This window comes from Helicobacter rappini, assembly GCF_900198625.1.
Lineage (GTDB): Bacteria > Campylobacterota > Campylobacteria > Campylobacterales > Helicobacteraceae > Helicobacter_A > Helicobacter_A rappini.
The window spans coordinates 25170-45846 of the sequence record NZ_FZPK01000030.1 but is presented as its reverse complement, the minus strand read 5'-3'; the positions used below and the strand labels follow the sequence as shown (position 1 = coordinate 45846).

General features: G+C 35.6%; 21 protein-coding genes. 13 read left to right on the top strand and 8 right to left on the bottom strand.

Going from position 1 to position 20677, the window contains the following annotated elements:
• The 8 genes from C6H17_RS06740 to C6H17_RS06705 form a co-directional block, all read left to right on the top strand.
• On the top strand, window positions 1–583 hold a 583-nt coding region (locus tag C6H17_RS06740), incomplete at its 5' end, for an SPASM domain-containing protein (protein ID WP_233714103.1).
• A 28-nt stretch (window positions 584–611) separates the two neighbouring features.
• Window positions 612–1355 carry an SDR family NAD(P)-dependent oxidoreductase gene (locus tag C6H17_RS06735; protein ID WP_005219114.1) on the top strand — a complete coding sequence of 248 codons (744 nt, stop codon included), beginning with the start codon at window positions 612–614 and terminating at the stop codon, window positions 1353–1355.
• Complete coding sequence (locus tag C6H17_RS06730; RefSeq protein WP_040462929.1) at window positions 1355–2170, top strand: transketolase; 816 nt, start codon at window positions 1355–1357, stop codon at window positions 2168–2170. Before C6H17_RS06735 ends, C6H17_RS06730 begins: the two co-directional genes overlap by 1 nt.
• Window positions 2167–3135 carry a transketolase family protein gene (locus C6H17_RS06725; protein WP_005219115.1) on the top strand — a complete coding sequence of 323 codons (969 nt, stop codon included), beginning with the start codon at window positions 2167–2169 and terminating at the stop codon, window positions 3133–3135. Before C6H17_RS06730 ends, C6H17_RS06725 begins: the two co-directional genes overlap by 4 nt.
• Window positions 3136–3149: 14 nt before the next feature.
• Window positions 3150–3380 carry an acyl carrier protein gene (locus C6H17_RS06720; protein WP_004088070.1) on the top strand — a complete coding sequence of 77 codons (231 nt, stop codon included), beginning with the start codon at window positions 3150–3152 and terminating at the stop codon, window positions 3378–3380.
• Between the two features lie 8 nt (window positions 3381–3388).
• The gene (locus tag C6H17_RS06715) at window positions 3389–4861 is read left to right on the top strand and encodes an AMP-binding protein (protein WP_005219117.1); all 1473 of its coding nucleotides are present in this window, start codon (window positions 3389–3391) and stop codon (window positions 4859–4861) included.
• Window positions 4851–6068: an acyl-protein synthetase gene (locus tag C6H17_RS06710; RefSeq protein WP_005219119.1), complete on the top strand. Its 1218-nt coding sequence runs from the start codon at window positions 4851–4853 to the stop codon at window positions 6066–6068. The genes C6H17_RS06715 and C6H17_RS06710 overlap by 11 nt, the downstream gene beginning before the upstream one ends.
• On the top strand, window positions 6025–7290 hold the full coding sequence (locus C6H17_RS06705) for an acyl-CoA reductase (RefSeq protein WP_020995642.1): 1266 nt from the start codon (window positions 6025–6027) through the stop codon (window positions 7288–7290). Before C6H17_RS06710 ends, C6H17_RS06705 begins: the two co-directional genes overlap by 44 nt.
• Window positions 7291–7993: 703 nt before the next feature.
• On the opposite strand, the gene C6H17_RS06700 is transcribed toward C6H17_RS06705, so the two are convergent.
• The 7 genes from C6H17_RS06700 to ureA all read right to left on the bottom strand — a co-directional run bounded on the left by C6H17_RS06700 (window position 7994) and on the right by ureA (window position 13874).
• Window positions 7994–8752 carry an urease accessory protein UreD gene (locus tag C6H17_RS06700; RefSeq protein WP_005219124.1) on the bottom strand — a complete coding sequence of 253 codons (759 nt, stop codon included), beginning with the start codon at window positions 8750–8752 and terminating at the stop codon, window positions 7994–7996.
• Complete coding sequence (ureG, locus tag C6H17_RS06695; protein ID WP_005219126.1) at window positions 8749–9354, bottom strand: urease accessory protein UreG; 606 nt, start codon at window positions 9352–9354, stop codon at window positions 8749–8751. Before ureG ends, C6H17_RS06700 begins: the two co-directional genes overlap by 4 nt.
• Before the next feature lie 18 nt (window positions 9355–9372).
• Window positions 9373–10035 (bottom strand): urease accessory protein UreF, encoded by a 663-nt coding sequence (locus tag C6H17_RS06690; RefSeq protein ID WP_005219128.1) that lies wholly within the window; start codon window positions 10033–10035, stop codon window positions 9373–9375.
• Window positions 10036–10126: 91 nt separating this feature from the next.
• On the bottom strand, window positions 10127–10672 hold the full coding sequence (locus tag C6H17_RS06685) for an urease accessory protein UreE (protein WP_223808341.1): 546 nt from the start codon (window positions 10670–10672) through the stop codon (window positions 10127–10129).
• A complete protein-coding gene (locus tag C6H17_RS06680) occupies window positions 10639–11151 on the bottom strand; it encodes an AmiS/UreI family transporter (protein WP_004088058.1) in 513 nt (170 codons plus the stop codon). The genes C6H17_RS06685 and C6H17_RS06680 overlap by 34 nt, the downstream gene beginning before the upstream one ends.
• 14 nt (window positions 11152–11165) lie before the next feature.
• The gene (gene ureB / locus C6H17_RS06675; protein WP_020995643.1) at window positions 11166–12875 is read right to left on the bottom strand and encodes an urease subunit beta; all 1710 of its coding nucleotides are present in this window, start codon (window positions 12873–12875) and stop codon (window positions 11166–11168) included.
• Between the two features lie 321 nt (window positions 12876–13196).
• Window positions 13197–13874: an urease subunit alpha gene (gene ureA, locus C6H17_RS06670; protein WP_005219133.1), complete on the bottom strand. Its 678-nt coding sequence runs from the start codon at window positions 13872–13874 to the stop codon at window positions 13197–13199.
• A 265-nt stretch (window positions 13875–14139) separates the two neighbouring features.
• On the opposite strand from ureA, the gene exbB reads away from it, so the two are divergent.
• From exbB to C6H17_RS06645, 5 genes are all read left to right on the top strand, one after another.
• Window positions 14140–14574, top strand: a complete 435-nt coding sequence (gene exbB / locus C6H17_RS06665) for a TonB-system energizer ExbB (protein ID WP_005219134.1) — start codon at window positions 14140–14142, stop codon at window positions 14572–14574.
• 9 nt (window positions 14575–14583) lie between these two features.
• Window positions 14584–14976 (top strand): TonB system transport protein ExbD, encoded by a 393-nt coding sequence (gene exbD / locus C6H17_RS06660; RefSeq protein WP_005219135.1) that lies wholly within the window; start codon window positions 14584–14586, stop codon window positions 14974–14976.
• Window positions 14942–15685: an energy transducer TonB gene (locus C6H17_RS06655; protein WP_004088049.1), complete on the top strand. Its 744-nt coding sequence runs from the start codon at window positions 14942–14944 to the stop codon at window positions 15683–15685. Before exbD ends, C6H17_RS06655 begins: the two co-directional genes overlap by 35 nt.
• Before the next feature lie 188 nt (window positions 15686–15873).
• A complete protein-coding gene (locus C6H17_RS06650) occupies window positions 15874–19401 on the top strand; it encodes a bifunctional proline dehydrogenase/L-glutamate gamma-semialdehyde dehydrogenase (RefSeq protein ID WP_233714104.1) in 3528 nt (1175 codons plus the stop codon).
• 35 nt (window positions 19402–19436) lie between these two features.
• A complete protein-coding gene (locus C6H17_RS06645; protein ID WP_005219137.1) occupies window positions 19437–19910 on the top strand; it encodes a peroxiredoxin in 474 nt (157 codons plus the stop codon).
• A gap of 252 nt (window positions 19911–20162) precedes the next feature.
• Here C6H17_RS06645 and aroQ read toward each other — a convergent pair whose 3' ends face one another.
• Window positions 20163–20663 (bottom strand): type II 3-dehydroquinate dehydratase, encoded by a 501-nt coding sequence (gene aroQ, locus C6H17_RS06640; RefSeq protein WP_004088046.1) that lies wholly within the window; start codon window positions 20661–20663, stop codon window positions 20163–20165.
• Between the last annotated feature and the right edge of the window lie 14 nt (window positions 20664–20677).

Genomic DNA, 20677 nt, shown 5'->3' with positions numbered 1-20677 from the left:
AAGTATCAAAGACGCTCACCAAAGGGCTTTAAATGCGCTTGATTATGCGAATGAAGCTGGTATGGCGGCTTTCCCTAATGTTATTTTTGGGCATTACAATGCAAAGGATCCGGATTTATTTGCCTTACTTGATTATGCAAAGGCTAAGGGTTATACCTCTTATCTCATTATGGCTATGCCTTTTGGCTCTTTAAAGGAGGATAGAATGACCGCAGAAGATTTTAAAATACTTGATGGAATACGCAAGAATTATGATGTGGTGTTTAATACTTGGGATATGTATGATAAGACAAAAACTAAAATTAGTGGTTGCTGGACTGTGAATAGGACATATATCACACCTCTTGGTGAAGTGCTTGTATGTCCGTATATCAATATATCTATTGGCAATGTGAAAGAGCAGAGTTTAAAGGAGATTCTAGATTATGGATTTTCTATTAAATATTTTGGTGAGTTTAGCCCTATTTGCATAAGTGCGCATAATTTTAAATTTAGAGAGAAGTTTCTGCCTGAAGATAGGACTATATTCACGCCATATAAAGCAAAGGAGATTTTTAGTAAAGGGGATTATATAAGTGATTGATTCAAAAAAAAAAAAAGTTGTTTAAGTAATGTTAAAAGATAAGAATATAGTCATAACCGGCTGCAACAAAGGCATAGGCAAAGCGACACTAGAGCTGTGTGCTAAAAATGGTGCAAATATTATTGCTATGAATAGAACACAAGATTCTAACTCTCAAAAAGAATTAGAGAATCTAGCTAGAAAATATAGCGTGAATCTTACTCTGTTTTATGCTGATTTTGCTAATGAAGTAGAAGTTATAAATGCAGCTAATGAGATATTAAAGCTTAAGGTAGCACTTGATGGTATTGTCAATAATGTGGGTATTGTGGGGGAGGCAAGACTTTTTTCTATGACAAAGATAGAAGAGATAAAAGAGGTGTTTCAGGTGAATTTTTTCTCCCCCTTACTTTTAACACAACGACTTTTGAAAAATATGATACGACACAAAAATGGCTCTATTGTGAATCTTAGCTCTGTTGCCGCTCTTGATGGAATCCCGGGTTCTCTTGAATATGTCTCAAGCAAAGCTAGTCTCATTGGTGCAACTAAAAAATTAGCAAGTGAATTAGCCCCATTTCATATAAGGGTAAATGCCCTAGCACCAAGCATTACAGATACAAATATGCCTATGCTAATGAGTGATTCACTCAAAGAAAAAACAATCCAAAATATCGCTCTAAAAAGAATGGCTACACCAAATGAAATAGCAGAAGTGATTGTATTTTTACTCTCAAGCAAAAGTAGTTTTGTCAATGGGGAAGTAATACGAGTAGATGGAGGTAAGGCGTGATGAAAGAAGATTTAAAAAGTAGAATCTTAAACAGCAAAAAACGCATTTTGCAAATTGCTTATGATTGTCAAAAGAGTGTGCATTTAGGCGGGGCGATGTCTATTATTGATGTTCTTAGTGTGCTTTATTTGAAACATTTGAAATATGATTTTAAAAATCCAACTTGGGAATTAAGAGATAGATTCATATTAAGCAAGGGGCATTGTGCGGTAGCGCTCTATGCTGTGCTTGTGGAATGTGGCATAGTAAAGCAGAGTGAAATGGATAGCTTTATGAGTAATGATAGTGCTTTTTGCGTGCATCCTGTAATGAATATGAATTTTGGCATAGAGGCTTCAACGGGGAGTTTGGGGCAGGGTGTGGGTTTAGCTGTTGGCATAGCAAAAGCAGCAAAGATAAAGCAGCAAGACTTTCATATCTATACACTTATTGGCGATGGCGAGAGTAATGAGGGGAGTGTGTGGGAAGTAGCGATGTTTGCAGCACATAATAAGCTAGATAATTTAACCATTATTTTAGATAAGAATAGTTGTCAAAGTGATGGTTTCTCGCATTCTGTGCTAGATATGGGGGATATAGCTAAAAAATGGGAGAGTTTTGGCTTTTATGTGGAGCAGATAAACGGACATAACATAGAGCAAATTGATAAGGCTTTAGCAAAGAAGAATCCACAAAATATGCCACGCATTATTATTTCAGAATCTATCAAAGGCAATGGCATTTCATTTATGGAGAATAAGCCAGAATGGCATCATAATAGACTTACAAAACAATTTTTTGAACTCGCCTTGCAAGAATTGGAGGTGCAAAAATGAGTGCATTTACAAGCAAAGAAGCAAAAATGCTAAGTAAAATCGGCACAAGGGCAGCCTATGGAATGCTTTTAATGGAGCTTATTGCTAAGAATGATAATGTGTTTGCTTTATCAGCGGATTTAGGAGGCTCATCAGGCTTGGGTAGAATGCGTGAGAGTATGCCACATCGCTTTATTAATACAGGTATAGCTGAACAAAGTCTTATTTCTGTATCTGCAGGATTAGCAAAAGAGGGATTAATCCCTTTTGCCTCTTCATTTGCACCATTTATAACAGGAAGATGTTTTGACTTTATCCGTATGAATCTAGGCTATATGAATCTTAATGTAAAGCTTGTTGGGCTTGGTTGTGGTGTGGGTATGGGTGAGCTTGGACACTCTCACTATGGGTGGGAAGATATAGCGTTGCTTAGAAGCATTCCAAATATGACTATTATCTGCCCTAGTGATTGTGGTATGATAAAAAAATGTCTTTATGCAGCAGCTTTAAGACAATCGCCTACATATATACGACTTACAAATACCCTTAATGTGCCAATTGTGTATGAAGAAGACTTTGATTTTGAGATAGGTAAGGCAATTACGCTAAAAAGTGGAGATGATGTTGCTCTTATTGCCACAGGTAGTATGGTGCATACTTCTCTTAAGGCAGCAGAAATATTAGAGCAAAATAGCATAAGCTGCTCTGTCATTGATTTACATACGATTAAACCACTAGATGAAGAGGCTGTGCTTAATGCGTGCAAGTCGCATAAACTTATAGCAACAATAGAAGAGCATAGCATAATAGGTGGGCTAGGAGGTGCAATAGCAGAATTTAAAGCAAGAATAGGCTGTGATACTAGGCAAATAATCATTGGTTTGCCAGATTCTTATGGGCATACCGCTGATTATTCTTATCAGCTAGAAAAATACGGACTTTGTGCTACACAAATAGCACAAACAATACAATCTCATTTTAATTAATTAAGGAGGCTTAAATGCAAACATACAAATCGTGCTTTATGGAAAGTTTAAATATAGGTGAAGATGAAGTAGAAGGGCTATCATATCAAGCTATTCCAGCGTGGGATAGCGTAGGACATATGGCTCTTATGGCGGCACTTGAAGAGGCTTTTAATATTGAGCTAGAAACTGATGATATTATTGATTTTAGCTCATTTGAAAAAGGCATAGAGATTCTTAAAAAATATGGTATCAATCTTAAGTAAGTCCTAAAATGTTTTTTGACTTTGCAAGATTTGGCGATAGGGTCGCTGTGCTTGATGATGTGGGCAATGCTGTTACTTATAATGAGTTAGCAGAGTTTGCTTTGAGCTTAAGCAATGTGCTAGATAGGATAGAATCTAGCAAAGCATTATGCGTGAATCTGTGTGAAAACTCTATGGGAGCTTTAGTCGGCTATGCTTGTATGATTGAATCTCATATTGTGCCTTTAATGGTAGATTGCAATTTAGATTCTAATACGCTAGATAAGCTTTTGCTTGATTATAGCCCAGAGTTTTTGTGGCTACCTGATAGGCTAAAGGATAGGTTTATACGCAGTGGTTTTAAAGAAGTGTTAGGACAATATTCCTACACACTTTTGCAATCCCCTACACTTTTACAATCTTTAGGGCAGATTCCACAAAATGTAGGCTTATATAGTGAATTAGCCCTACTACTTAGCACATCGGGTTCTACAGGTAGCTCTAAAATGGTGCGACAAAGCTATGAAAACTTACAAAGCAATACAGAATCTATTATTCAATATTTGCATATAGACAAAACACAAAGGGCGATTTTAATCCTGCCTTTGCATTATACATTTGGCTTATCAGTGATTAATACGCATTTGTATAGCGGGGCGATGGTTCTATTAAGCGATAAATCACTTATGCAAAAGCAGCTTTGGGAATTTATCGCAACACAAAGGGCTAGCTCAATCTCTGGTGTGCCATACACTTACGAAATGCTAAAAAAGCTAAAGTTTTTTAATATGTCTTTACCTTATCTAAAAACTATGACACAAGCAGGTGGGAAGCTCTCAATTGAGTTGCATAAAGAATTTGCTGCATTTGCTAAATCTAGCAATAAAGCATTTATTGTAATGTATGGACAAACAGAAGCTACTGCTAGAATGAGCTATCTTCCAAGTGAAAAGTCAATAGAAAAATGTGGTAGCATAGGTGTAGCTATCCCTAATGGCGAGTTTTATTTGCTAGATTCTAAAGGCAATCGTATAGAGCAAGACTATACGCAAGGAGAGCTTATCTATAAGGGGAAAAATGTAGCTTTAGGTTATAGTGAAAATCGTTTCAGTTTAGCTAAAAAAGATGAGTTTGGTGGTGTGCTACACACAGGCGATATAGCACAAAGAGATAGTGAAGGCTACTACTACATAGTGGGGAGAAAGAATCGCTTTATAAAAATGTTTGGCAGAAGGATAAACCTTGATGATATAGATTCTATTATAGAGAGTGAGTTTCAAGGGCTAGAGGCAAAATCTAGCGGAGTAGATGATATGCTGTATATTTTTATCACGCAAGACAAGCACAAAGAAGTTAAAAAGCTACTTTGTGATAGGCTAAAAATAGCCCCCACAGCACTAAAGGTTAAATACATAGAATCTTTGCCAAGAAGTAGTTCTGGCAAGATACTCTACTCTGTGCTAGATGACATTGTGAAAAAAGAGTGTGGCGATGGAAAATAGTGTTATTGATTATGAAAGCATTTTTAAGCTAGATCCTTATAGCCTTTGCAAAGAAGAGAAAGAGAGTTTATTAACACAAAATATAAGAGAGCTTTGCAAGTTTCACTACAAACATTGCAATGAGTATAAAAGAATATTAGACGCACTTGGTGTTGGGGGTATAAGTCTAGATTCTAATCCAAATAGGTGGGTGCGGGGCGTAGGGGTGCAAAATGATAAGGTGCTAGAATCTACAAACTCCAAAGCGCAAGAAGCAAACTCCCTTGAAAGTGCCAAAAAGACAACGCAGAATCTAGATTCTTATTATAATGCACCGTTTTTGCCCGTGCGACTATTCAAGTATTACACATTAAAAAGTATAGAGAAAAGTGAAATCATAAAAACAATGACTTCTTCTGGCACAAGTGGGCAGAGCGTATCACAAATATTTTTAGACAAGCAAACTTCACTTAATCAAACAAAAGCGCTATCAAAGATTATGCAAAGCTTTATAGGCAATAACCGAATGCCTATGATTATTATTGATAGCTCTCACTTGTTGCAAAATAGAGCTATGTTTTCTGCTAGGGGTGCTGGGGTGCTTGGATTTTCTATGTTTGCTAGGGAAAAAATCTATGCACTTGATAAGGATATGAATCTTAATGTTGCTTTGATAAGGGATTTTATAGAGAAACATAAGGGCAAAAAGATTCTATTATTTGGCTTTACATTTATTGTGTGGCAGCATTTTTATAATGAGCTAAAAAGGTTAAATCTCTTTTTAGATTTAAAAGATTCTATTCTTATTCACGGCGGTGGTTGGAAAAAGCTTATTTCTCAAGCAGTGTCAAAAGAGCGTTTTAAAAGTGAGCTAGAAAGTGTGTGCGGTGTGAGAAAGATACACAACTATTATGGTATGGTAGAGCAAACCGGCTCTATTTATATGGAATGTGAGTGCGGAGTTTTACACACGCCTATTTTTGCAGATATTATTGTAAGAAGAGCTAGAGATTTTAGCATAGCAGATATGGGCGAAGAGGGGATTTTAGAGCTTGTATCTCTTTTGCCGCATTCATATCCGGGGCATATTATTTTAAGCGAAGATGTGGGAGTAATACTTGGTGAAGATGACTGCCCTTGCGGCAGAAAGGGTAAATATTTTTCAATCAATGGGAGAATACAAAATGCTGAAATTAGAGGATGTAGCGACACCTATGAGCAAAAATAGCCTAGATTCTAACACTTCTTTGCAATGCTTGTTTCCCATCTTAGATGAGGCGGAATTTTATAAGCAATTAGATGAGCTAAAAAAGCTTCCTGTATTAACAATTTTTGATAAGAGAGTGTGCGAATTTTTACACAAACTCTCACTTCTTATAATGAGTGATAGTGAAGCAAAAAATTATGCTGATATCATCTCGTTTGGCTTTTTTATCCGCAAGGCAAATATAGAAAAACTTAAAAAAGATTATAAAGATTCTTTGCGTAATAGAGTGGGTAGGGGATTAAGCTTTCATATAGCACCATCAAATGTGCCTATAAACTTTGCATATTCTTTAGTAGCTGGGCTACTCTCTGGTAATGCAAGTGTGATACGGGTATCTAGCAAATTTTTCAAACAAACAGAGATTTTATGCAGACTTTTAGAGAATCTAAGAAGTCAATATGAGATGACACAATATATAAAAATCATACAATATTCACATTCAAAAGAAATAACAGATAAACTATCATCTTTAGCCGATGTAAGAGTGATTTGGGGCGGGGATACAACGATAAACAACATACGGCAAAGCCCCATAGCACCTCGTTGCGTAGAGTTATGTTTTGCAGATAGATATTCTATAAGTGTGATAGATTCTAAAGCATTGCTTAAGCTTAATGAGAGTGAGTTACAAACACTTACAGGGCATTTTTATAATGATACATATTTGTATGACCAAAATGCTTGCTCTTCCCCTAGACTTATCTTTTGGCTTAATAAGGATTATGCTAATGAAGCAAGGAATAGATTCTGGCATTATGTGTGGCTTAATATAAAAGATAGATATAAACTTGAGAGTATTTCAGCGGTGGATAAACTTATAACACAATGTGATGTCGCCCTAAATATAGATAATGTAAAAATAGAGCCTACACACGACAATCTTATCAGTAGAATCTATGTGCCATTGCTAGATGAAAGAGTGGAAAACTATACTTGTGCGTGCGGGAGTTTTATAGAATCTAGCGGAGATTACATAAAAGAAGTTTTGCGTATTGTTTCTAAGCGATTTCAAACTTTGACTTATTTTGGTGTAGATTCTCAAATGATACTTGAAGAGATTGCTACGCTTGGGATTTTGGGGATTGATAGAATTGTGCCTATTGGCAAAAGTAGTGATTTTTCACTGATATGGGACGGATATGATATTATCAACACGATGAGTAGGGTTATTGATGTGAGATAATGAGATCTTGGGTATTTGAAATTATTTGCAAGAAAAATATATTTTATAATGATACAAGATCGAAGCTATTATGTATCCCCCTCCGCATAGACAAGTTGACTAGTGACAATGTGTTTAATAGAACTAACGATGTGATAGCAATTTAAAAAAAAACAATAATACCAACTCATAACAATTTAATACAGGTTGGCAATGAGGTTTACTAGATGTTAGCAACAAATTAAACTTTTCAAATTTAGATTATGATTTTTGCGGTATAGTAGGAAACAATAAATGATGAGAGATAGACGATAGTGTATTATACACTAATATTAAATATTAAGAATAAAAACATCAAACACCAATAATCTAACACCAAACAATAATAAAGCCTAAGACTGGACAAGGTATTAAGTAGCAATGCAATCATTATGAAAAACACTAACTTTTAAAGTGAGCACCCATTTGTTAATTATTTTTTTGCATTTTAAGCGTATTTTCGAATATTTTTATGTGTTTGTTGATTATGTTTATAGATAGTTTTAATATTTAATTATATGTTTTTTATATTTTAGGTTTTTAGTATTTATAAAGTGAAAATGTAATATACAAACACCATACAAAAATCACACAAAAAGCTTATGTTTTAAGTTGTTACTTGAATATAATTGAAAGGGTGAAAATATTGGCAATATGTGTGCAACTTGGGAATAGGTTTAGGCATTCATTCATAAAGTTTCTTTTGCAGCTCTAGCAAATCTTCACTCTCATTTGCAAGGGCTTTTATGATAATCATATCGTTATGTAAGCTTAGGGCAGTGTAAGTTTTAGAATCTTCTATAATGCTTTGTAGTTTCTCTATATTTGCATTCTTATCATAGATTACAAAATGCAAGTAATGCGTAAAAGTATGAAAAGCACAAATACTTCTAAGATTTATAGAATCTGGTTTTAGGTTCATATTATCATAAAATATCAATGCGTTATTTTGATAGATAAAAAGCCTTTGATGAAAGTGCTTGAAAGCAAATATTTCATCTCTTGCTATGCGTCCCGCACAAAAAATCTCGCCATAATATAGCTTGGAATCTTCTTGTAAATGTATTGTCGTCGTGTTTTTAAAACTTGAGTTTGCAAAGGGAATGCAAGGAAGTGGCGTATATACGAGCAAAGCATCATTGGCAAGATTTAGCGTCGTATTACGCATAGCAAGGCTATCTTGCGTGTTGTGGATTTTCTCATAGCTTTGTGAGGTGATTTTCACTCTTGCTTGTGTGTCAATGTCAAAATTTATAGTTTGCATGTCTCCTGCCATAAGCCCTGCGGATACATTTAAAAGCATGATATTTGCTATATCATTTTCATAGAATGGGGCGATAATCTTTAAGGGCGGTGTGAAAAACATAGATTCTATAATTGTTTTTCCACTTGCCCCCTTTTTTACATGGCAGTAAAGTTTGCTTGTCTGTGCGTAGCTACTCACGCTAAATCCTCTAAAAGTGCGTATTTTTTAATCCACTTTATCACCTCATCTAATCCAACTTTAGCTTTAATATTTGTAAAGATAAAGGGCTTATCCCCTCGCATTTTTTTAGAATCTCTATCCATTACACTAAGATCTGCCCCAACATATTCTGCTAAATCAATCTTATTTATAATGAGTAAATCAGACCTTGTAATGCCCGGACCACCCTTTCTTGGTATTTTATCCCCACCTGATACATCAATCACAAAGATAGTAAAATCAGCAAGTTCTGGGCTAAAAGTAGCCGATAGATTATCCCCGCCACTCTCAATAAATAGAATCTCTAAATCCTTAAATCTAGATTCCATCTCATCTACTGCACAAAGATTCATAGACGCATCTTCTCTAATTGCAGTATGGGGACAACCGCCTGTCTCTACGCCGATTATTCTTTCTTCTGGCAGGACAGAGTTTTTACACATGAAGTTTGCGTCTTCTTTTGTGTAAATATCATTTGTTATAACCGCAAGTGAATAATCCTTACTCATAAGCCTTGTAAGACTCTCGATTAACGCGGTTTTACCACTGCCTACCGGACCACAGATTCCAATCTTTACCATATTTATCCTTTTTATAAATTACGACATATAAAGTCTTGAGTGCAAACTCTCATGCAGCATGCCCTGCATATCATTATGCACGAAAGCATTGCAAAACTCATCTTCACTTAATTCTAGAATCTTTTCATAAATAGTGTTAAAATCTGTGTGTAATCTTGCAAGTATCGCCTGTCCATCATATTGAGATAAGGGGATAAGCTTCACGCAATTTGTAAGGGTATTTGAGATTTGTGCGTAGGCGTAATGCTGTATTGACTTTTTGCAACTAATAGCCATTGCTTTACAAAATACCGCATAGGCACTTTGATGTGTAGGATATATGGAACCTTTTATATATGCTTTAAAAAACGGGGGTAAATCTAGCTTCATAGATTCTAAAGTTTTAATGAAAATTAAGCCAATTTTTTGCATACCTTCCCTTGTCTCTCTTGCTGGGATTGAGGCATTCATTAAAGATTCTATATTAAGAATAGATTCTAAAGTTTTGCTTTCATAGATTAGTCTTATAGCGAGTAAATCTGTATAAAGCATTTGTGTGTAAAGCAGAGTGTGTAAATAATTATAGGCTTCATCTTTATTGGTGATTAAGCCTTTTTGCACATAGGTTTCTAGCCCAAAAGACTGCGTATAACTACCGATAGGAAATGCCGAGTCATTAATCTGTAAAAGTAAAAAATCCATGTTTTAATATCCTTCTACCTTATTAGATTCTGTTTAGAATCTTTTATAAAATCTTATGCTTAATTTTGCTTAAAAGATTCTAAACAATAGCCTATTTACTATTCACTATCACTTTAAAATCATTTGCAATTTTAAGACTTGGCTCTGGGATTATAAGACTTGCTTGTAGTCTATCTTTAGAATCTAATATACCCTCTTCTTCCTTGTAGAATATGTTATATCTATCAAGCACTCTTTGCAATGGTAACTCAAAAGGTGTGCGAAAATGAAACGCATTCTCTCCAAGGAATAAAGGCAAATGATAGTTACCTATCTCATAGCAAAGCCTTGCTATATCTAGCTCTGTTTTTGCGTATATATTTAGGATATGCGTTGGCAGAATGGATATTGCGATTATGCTTCTTTCATCTCTAAATACAATATCGCCATGATTTAGCCCGATAGTTAGGGGCTTCTCAAACTTTAAGGCAATATCAATTCCACTTTGTGAAGTATATCTTGCGATTCTTTTTCTTGTGTTAAACCACTCAATATTTATAGAATCTATGTGTATATCAGTCTCTTTAATATCTCTTAGATTCCCTAAAATCTCTGTAATAATCACTACATACTCCAAATACCCATGAAAAATAGCCAAGCAGGTATCCACGCTGTAACAATGCCCTCAAAAATAGCAAGATAAGGCACAAACTTTAACTCAATCTTTAAAACACACTCAATAAAGCCAGTGAGCCATAAGACTCCCCATGCAAGCCAAATGGCAGTAAATGAGATATGCACGACATCATCTTTATAACTCAAATATGCCGCTGGAATGGAGTTTATCGCAACAAATAGGCTATACCAGCCAAACGCTCTTGTATCAAGATTAAAAAGATTATTAGCAGCGACAAATAAATAAGTAAAGCCAAATAATAAGCCGGTCGCTGCTGCATAAAAATCACTTTTATCATTATTAAAATCACCATGTATAATGGCTATAACATTAATAATAACAGAGAGTAAGCCTACAAAGATATTCATAATAGAAGCACTCTTGCTATCGATATTGCTAAGCCTACAGATTCCATTATTAATAAGCACAATGGCTACATAAAGCAATACAATTTCTAGCATTTACACACCTTTTACTAAAAGAGAGTGTAAAGCTGCCCTAAGGACACTTTACTAACGGGTTTTGAAGTGATTTTTACTCCATTTACCTTTACTTCATAGGTTTCAGAATCTACTTCTATTTTTTCTACCACATCATTATATTTCATATCTTTTTTTGTGATATTTCTACAATTTTTTACAGGCAAAATATTTCTTTCTATCCCATATTTTTCTTTGATATTAGAATCAAAAGCTACTTTTGATACAAAAGTAAAACCACAATCATACTTTGCACTTCCCACACTGCCAAACATATCAGCATAGACTATTGGTTGTGGTGTTGGGATTGAAGCGTTGCTATCACCTATTTTTGCTGCGACAATCATGCCATTTTTAAGAATCATTTCAGGTTTCACACCAAACATACTTGGTTTCCAAATCACTAAATCAGCGATTTTACCTATCTCGACAGAGCCAACATAATCTGCTATGCCATGAGCTATGGCTGGATTTATGGTATATTTTGCGATATAGCGTTTGATTCTAAAGTTATCATTATCGCCTTTTTCTTCTTTTAATGCACCAAACTCTCTTTTACACTTATCAGCTGTTTGCCAAGTCCTAATGATGACTTCGCCAACTCTACCCATAGCTTGTGAGTCAGAGCTTGTGATAGAAAAGATTCCCATGTCATGTAGGGTATCTTCCGCAGCGATTGTCTCAGGGCGGATTCTAGAATCTGCGAAAGCCACATCTTCTTTAATATTTTTATCTAAATGATGGCAAACCATAAGCATGTCTAAATGCTCATCAGCAGTATTTGTCGTAAAGGGAATCGTAGGATTTGTTGAAGCGGGTAATACATGGAGTTCCCCTGCTGCTTTGATAATATCAGGGGCATGTCCGCCACCAGCACCTTCTGTATGAAAAGTGTGTATCGTCCTACCATTAATTGCTTGCAAAGTGTCTTCCATGCAACCAGCCTCATTGAGTGTATCAGTATGGATAGCGATTTGGACATCATATTTATCTGCAATATTTAAAGCATGATTAATTGCTGCGGGTGTTGAACCCCAATCTTCATGCACCTTTAAGCCCAAAGCCCCAGATTCTATCTGCTTACTCAAAGCATTTTCATTCGAGCTATTACCCTTACCAAAAAAGCCAAAATTCATAGCATAATGCTGTGTCGCCCTAATCATCTCACGCATGTGCCAACTCCCCGGTGTGCAAGTCGTCGCACTAGTCCCAGCCGCAGGACCAGTCCCCCCACCAATCATAGTGGTAACGCCGCTATATAAAGCCGTTGGAATCTGTGTAGGCGAAATGTAGTGGATATGCGTATCAATGCCACCAGCAGTAACGATTAGTCCCTCACCAGCGATAACTTCTGTATTTGTGCCAACAATAAGTTTATCACATACACCATCTTGTGTGTCTTTATTCCCCGCTTTTCCAATGCCAAAAATCTTTCCATTTTTTATGCCTATATCTGCTTTATAGATTCCAGTGTAATCTATAATAACTGCATTTGTGATTACAGAATCTAGCTCATTTTCACTATCGCTTACGGATTGCGCCATACCATCTCTTATAGTCTTGCCACCGCCAAACTTAATCTCTTCTCCATATATCGCATAATCTTTTTCAATCTCTGCGAATAATTCTGTATCGCCTAGTCTTATCTTATCACCCGTTGTTGGTCCATACATAGAGACATATTCTTGTCTATTTATTTTTATCATGTTTTTCCTTTCTTATAATTTATTATTCAAAGCCCTTAAGCTTAAATTTTACTGAATCTTTTGGCTTTGTTTGTCATATTAACACGCTTGTGTCAAAACTCTTTTGTAAAATACAGATATTTTGTGTTTCACACTCAACATAAATGTTGTATTGGTTTGTCATGTTGAAGCACTTTAGTGCTGAAACATCTCTTTCTATAAGAAGAGTTTTTATCCTTAATGCAAAACAACAAAATACATATTCAATAACAAAATAAAGTCTTGCTACTTCACTTAATACAACAAAACCCTATTCTTATTTAAAAGAATAATCACCCTAACTCAATCTACAAAACCCTTATTTCTCGCATTATCTAAGGCTTGTTGCTTATTGGCTTCGCTTATTTGCCCATTGACTAAGTCATTAAATCCATATAGCCTCTCATTCCCACCAAAGCTAATGAGATTCACACTCTTAGTCTCACCGGGCTCAAATCTCACAGAAGTCCCAGACGCAATATCAAGCCTTTTGCCATAAGCCATCTCTCTATCAAATACCAAAAGCTTATTTGTCTCAAAAAAGTGAAAATGTGAGCCTACTTGTATCGGTCTATCGCCCTTATTTGTAACCTTAATGCTGATAGAATCTTTATTTGCATTCAACACAATCTCTTCATCTTTTAGGATAAATTCACCCGGTTTTAGTTTGCCGCTATCTTCAATAGGATTATGAATTGTAACAAGTTTTGTGCCATCAGGGAAACTCACCTCAACTTGCACATCATGTATCATATTTGCTACACCTTCCATCACATCATCTGCTTTTAAAAGCGTCCTGCCTAACTGCATGAGTTCAGCGACACTTTTTTTGCCCTCTCTTGCGTGCTCCATAATCTCCATAGAAATATAGGCAATAGATTCTACATAATTTAGCTTTATGCCTTTATCTTTGCGACTCTTTGCCAAAGTCCCAGCATAATGCAACATCATCTTATCTAACTCTCTTGGGGTTAATCTCATGAATATTCCTTTATGAAATGTAAAAATAAGTATTTACACTATAAGTATAAACAAAATAGTAACATACCTTATAGTTTGTTATTTTTGCGGTGAAATATCTCACTTGTAGATTTTTAACCACTATTTGTTTCACAATATTCTTATGAAAATAACAAAGCTTATCAAAAATTCATATTTTAACATTACTAAAAGTAAAAATTAATCTTATTATGCTATTATTGCAAATCATATAAAATTGAATATGGAGTTTATTTTGCAAGGTATTATGGAGTTTTTGAAAATCTATCTTGATCCGCTTGTATTTAGTATTTTGGGTTTTATGGCATTGCTTGTTGTATATTTTAGTATCGAAAGATTTATGTTTTTTACTCGTTTGCAGTTTGAGAAATACACCGATGTAAAAGAGTTAGAAGAAGATGTGAGTAAGAATCTCACACTTTTATATATCGTGTATTCTAATGCGCCTTATGTTGGGCTTTTAGGCACGGTGGTAGGCATTATGATTGTATTCTATGATATGGGTGGTAGTGGTAACATTGATGTAAAAAGCATAACACTTGGGCTATCTATGGCATTGAAAGCAACAGCACTTGGGCTTGTAGTCGCCATTCCTACTTTAATGATTTATAATGCGTTTTTGCGTGTGGCAGACACAAAGGTAAATCGCTTCAAGATTCTAAATAAGAAACACATAGACTAGGGGCATTACATGAAGATTAAACGCGGAGATGGATTAAATATTGTTCCTTTTATCGACATTATGCTTGTCCTACTCGCACTTGTATTATCAATCTCTACCTTTGTCTCACAGGGGAAAATAAAGGTAGAAGTTCCCAATGCAAGCAGCACAGAACAAGAGAAAAAAGATGATGAAAAACCCATTATAATTGTAGTTAATGCGGACAATAATATATATGTAGATGATAAGGAAATAAATATAGATGACTTTGAATCTTTTATAAGCACGATACCAAATGATTCTATGGTGCATTTTAAAGGTGATAAGAATTCTAGTCTTGAGCGATTAGTGTTTGTGATAGACCAGCTCACAAAAAAGGGGCATAATCATGATAAATTTAGAATCGATACGCAGCGTAATTAAGAATCCAAGCTTTTATGGTGTTGCATTCGCATTTATAGGTGCGGTGGGAATCTTTAGTTATAGCATATATAGCAATGTGAATGTATTTAAAGAAAAAGAAGATGGCGACCAGTTTATAACCATTCAGCTTTCAGCCTTTGCCCCTCCAAGCAAAGACCCCATAGCAGAGAGAGTAGAGCAGCCAAAAAAGGTGCATAAGCCACAAATACACAAACCAAAAAAAGAGATGATACAAGCCCCGCCAAAGCCAGAACCTACGCCATTACAAGCTATGGAAGAGCCACAAAAAGAGGTTGCAGAAAAGATTCCAGAATCTCCAAAAGAAGTAGCACAAGAGACAGAGGCGACAAAAGCCACTACGACAGCAAAGCCCAATAATGAAGCATTCGCACAAGAAAATATCAAGATTATGCGTTTCTCTGATGGCAATGAAAATGAGTTTCTACAAGCCATACATCGTGCGGTAGAGAAGCGACACATCTATCCGCCGCTTGCATTGCAAAGAGGGTATGAAGGAGAGGTGCTTGTAAAATTCTATATCGATATAAATGGAAAGGTTTCTCACTTTGAGATTGTAAGGCGTTCACCACATGCTTTGCTTGATAAAGCCGCGATTAAGACCTTAAAAAGAGCGTGTAAGCATTTCCCAAAACCAGATGAAAATGTATATGTTGAGATTCCAATTGTTTATAATTTACAGAGAGGATAGCGGAATATGTGATATTGTGTTGCATAAGTTTCCGGATATTTCGCCTTTATGTAAATAAACTAAAAAAGCCCTATAAATAAAATATAAATTTTTATATTTTTTACTCTTTATTGCATAACTTTGGGTTACAATATGCGTTTATGCTTAGTTTGAAAGGAGATATTATGCAATCCGTTGATAATAAAGAGATAATTGAGGCAAGTTTGTCCTTAGCAAAGACATTGCAGCACAAAATCAATAGTGATTTAAGTTGTAAAGAAAAAAGATTCCGTAAAAAGATGATGAAAATGCTTGAAAATCCAAGCAGTAAGGTCATGCTTATTGAGTTGCTTGATAGAAGTTTTCGCTCAAAAGATAATGAAATGGCACACGAACTCATCTCGCATACTTTGCAGAAATATGGGATTGCTGATTTTTTCTCTTCGTTTGAAAAGGTATTGTTGCAGCTATTTTTGGGTGTGGGTAAGAGTATGCCATGTGTGAGTGTGCCTTTTTTCATAAAGAATCTAAAAAAAGACACAAAAGCTATGGTGCTAGATGCCTCGCCCATTGCCCTGAAAAAACATGCAGATAAAAGGGCTAGTGAAAACATTGGCTTAAATGTGAATCTAATCGGTGAAGAGGTGCTTGGGAATCTAGAGTCAAACTATCGTTTGCAAAAGTATGAAGATGCACTAAACTCAAACTACATTAATTATATCTCTATCAAAATTACAACTATTTTTTCTCAAATCAATATCCTAGATTTTGAATACTCAAAGCGTGAGATAGTAGCAAGGCTTGATAAACTCTATGGCATTGCAGAAGAAAAGCAAAAGGCAGGGATTTCAAAGTTTATTAATCTTGATATGGAAGAGTTTAAGGACTTGGAACTCATGGTGGCAGCCTTTATGGAATCTCTTGCGAAGTTTGATATTAAAGCTGGGATTGTATTACAAGCGTATTTGCCAGATTCTTATGAATATCTAAAAACTTTAGTAGCCTTTTCTAAAGCGAGGGTAGAGAGTGGTAAGCCCCCGATTAAGATTCGCATTGTAAAAGGTGCGAATATGGAGGCTGAAGAGACTATTGCAAGTGTGAAAGGTTGGGAACTACCGACATTTAGACAAAAGGTTGATACAGATTCTAACTATAATAAAATGCTTGATTATATCCTGCAAGATTTCAATTTTAAATACATTGATATAGGTATCGCATCGCATAATATCTTTCAAATCGCTTATGCGATGACAAGGATAAATAGGGCAGGGGCGCAAGATAGCTTTACTTTTGAAATGCTTGAGGGTATGAACTTAAAAGCAAGTTTTGAAGTAGCTTCAAGAAATAAGCTTATTTTATACGCCCCGGTATGCGATGACGCACATTTTAATAATGCTATTGCATATCTTGTAAGGCGACTTGATGAAAATACAGGTAAAGATAACTTTATGCGTTATGCCTTTGATTTAGAGATTGATTCTATTGCATGGAAACAGCAGGAACAAATCTTTTTACAATCAATCGAGGGTATAAAAAGCGTGCAAGAGACAAGCTATAGGCAGCAAAATAGACTTAAAGCCCCATTTACACAAAAAGCAAATCTTGCTTCTTTCTTTAACGAGCCTGATACTGACTTTATATTGAAACCAAATAGAGAATGGGCGGAGGCGATTAAGACAAAGTGGCTAAATACAGAATCTATTGAGGTTACACCAATAATTGGCGATAAAACTCCAAAAGATAATAAAAGAGAGATTAAGCAAAAAGGCGGCGATAAAGTCATTGCTAATGTGTATTTAGCAAATAAAGATAGTTTAAAAGCGGCTATGGCGTATGTAAAACAAGCACAAAATATACTAAGTTATGAAAAGCTTGGCGAGATTTTGCTAAAAACCGCAGAGATTGTAGCACAAAGGCGTAATGATTTAATCGGTATAGCAGCCCTTGAAGTGGGTAAAACCTTTGCAGAAACAGACGCTGAGGTAAGTGAGGCGATAGATTTTCTTAGATTCTATCCGCATAGCATGTATAAATTGCTAGAAACACATAAAGATTTTATGCTAAAGCCAAAGGGTGTTGGCGTGGTGATTACGCCGTGGAATTTCCCCGTTGCTATTTCTGTTGGTGGCATTGCCGCTAGTCTTGCTAGTGGGAATAGAGTGATTTATAAGCCATCTAATATTTCTGCTGTTACAGGCAGTATATTAACGCAGTGTTTTTATGATGCGGGACTACCGAAAGATTATCTTGTATTCTTACCTGCAAGTGGCAAGGATGTAAATGAGATTCTATTAAAAGAAGCAGACTTTGCGATTTTAACAGGTGGGGAAGATACGGCTTATGAGATTTTAAAAGAGAATCCAACACTATTTTTAAGTGCTGAAACAGGCGGCAAAAATGCGACTATTGTAAGCAAAATGGCAGATAGAGACCAAGCAGTAAAAAACATTATCCATTCAGCTTTTTCTAACTCTGGGCAGAAATGCAGTGCTACTTCTTTACTCATACTTGAAGAGGAAGTGTATAAAGATGAGCAGTTTAAACGCACATTGATTGATGCGGCAAATAGCCTTCATGTTGGGAATCCATTTGACTTTAAGAATAAGTTAGGGTATCTAAGCAGCACTATTGATGAGAAAGTAAAGCAGGGCTTAGAGTTAGAGCAAGGTGAAGAGTGGGTATTAGCCCCAAGTTTTGAAGATGAGAATCCTTATGCTATGCGACCATGTATTAAATATGGCGTAAAAGAGGGTAGCTACTCACATAAGAGCGAATTTTTCACACCGATTTTATCAGTTATATGTGCGAAAAATTTAGAGCATGCCATAGATATTGCAAACTCTACTGGATATGGTTTAACAAGCGGTTTTGAATCTCTTGATGAAAGGGAATGGGATTATTATCTAAAGCACATTGAAGCAGGGAATCTTTATATTAATAAATCTACGACAGGGGCGATTGTCCTGCGACAGCCATTTGGTGGGATTAAAAAGTCAGCAGTTGGCTTTGGCAGAAAGGCTGGAAGTTATAACTATGTGGCACAATTTGTAGATATTATCCCCAATAGCACACAAGAAAACACAGATTTAAACACAAATTTACATATGGGGCATAGCTTTATTGATAGTATGCAATATCTTATTAATATTACGCAAGATGAGGGCATAAAAAATGAGTTAAAGGCGTTTTTACAAACTGCAAAAAGCTATGCGTATTTCCATGAAAATGAGTTTTTACAAAAAAGGGATTTCGTGCATATAAGGGGAGAAGACAATCTCTTTTACTATGTGCCGGTAAAATCAGTCATCTATCGTGTTAGAAAGGAAGATTCTCTAAGTGATATTTTAAGCATTATTGCTAGCACGCAAATGATTAATGCAAAGCTTACCATTAGCCTTAAAGCCACAGAAATGAGTGAATCTTTAGGTTTTGTGCTAGAACATATAAAAACATTGCAGCTAAAAAATATCACTATTGAGTATCAAAGCTTGGAGCAGTTTATTGAGAGTGCAGGGGAGTATGAGCTTATCCGCTATCTTGCTGCACCCAATACAAAGAATCTTGTATATAAAGAGCTAATAGGGCAGGGCAGGGCGAAAGGAAAGTTAATCGCATATCATAAGCCCTATGCAAATGGATATTTTGAGCTTTTATACTATCATACAGAGCGTGCCGCAAGCATTGCATTCCATAGATATGGGAATCTTGGTAGAAGAGCATTGCAAGGTAATAAATAGATTCTATATATAAGGGAAAAAAGATGAGTGAAAAAATGCAGTTAAAAGCAGGAGATACAGCCCCATTATTTAGCTTACCAAATGAAGATAATGTGGTGATTGCTTTAGAGGATTTGCTAGATTATACAATCATTTTATATTTTTATCCAAAGGATAATACGAGTGGCTGCACCACAGAGGCACAAGAGTTTAGTGCTTTGCAAGAATCTTTTGAAAAGCATAATGCTATTGTAATAGGCATTAGCCCTGATAAACCCGCAACACATAAAAAGTTTATACAAAGCAAGGATTTAAATGTCGTGCTTTTAAGCGATAGTGATAAAAGTGTAGCGATGAAATATCATGCCTATGGTAAGAAGATAATGTATGGTAAAGAAGTGCAGGGGATCTATCGCAGCACCTTTATCATACAAAAAGGAAAAATTATAGAATCTTTTTATAATGTCAAAGCAAAAGGACACGCACAAACAATCCTTACATACCTTACAAATTTAGATAAAAATAAATAGATTCTGTATTTGTTATCATATTTTTCTATCTTTTATGTGTAATGAACTTAAATTGAAAGAGAATATAAAGATATAAGATTTTAATATGCACTGAAGAGATAATATTCAAAGCCCTTTAAGCTTTTAAGTATATAGCAATTAAGGGCTTTATGCGACAAATATAAGCTGTATGCTATTTAAGGCGATATAAAGCTATCTTAGGTTTTGACAAAAAATAGCTTTATTTACTCTAGTGCTAATGTTTTTAATACACTAAGATTGCTGTTGTGCTTGTTGCTGACTTTGTTTTAGCATATTGAGTTCATTTATCACATTCATAATAGCAATGAGTGCTAGATGATAGCTTAGTGGTCCAAAGCCAGAGATAATGCCCACACTCACCGCACCAGTTACGCTTACTCTGCGTTCAGGCTCTCTTGCATGGATATTGCTTAAATGTGCTTCAATCACAGGCACACCAGACGCTACGATTGCATCGGCTACGCAAATAGAAGTGTGCGTTAAACCGCCCGGATTCATAATCACGCCATCATATTCACCACCAACGCATTCTTGCAATTTATCAATTATCTCTCCTTCAAAATTGCTTTGAAAAAACTCAAGTTCCAAAGATTCACCATTTGCACCCTTTTGTGTCGCAGCAAACGCACTCATATTATTATGGATTTGTTCTAGTGTCATAGTCCCATATAGTCTTGGGTCTCTGTGTCCTAACATGTTTAGATTTGGTCCTTGAATGACTAATATTTTCATGTATGCTCCTTATA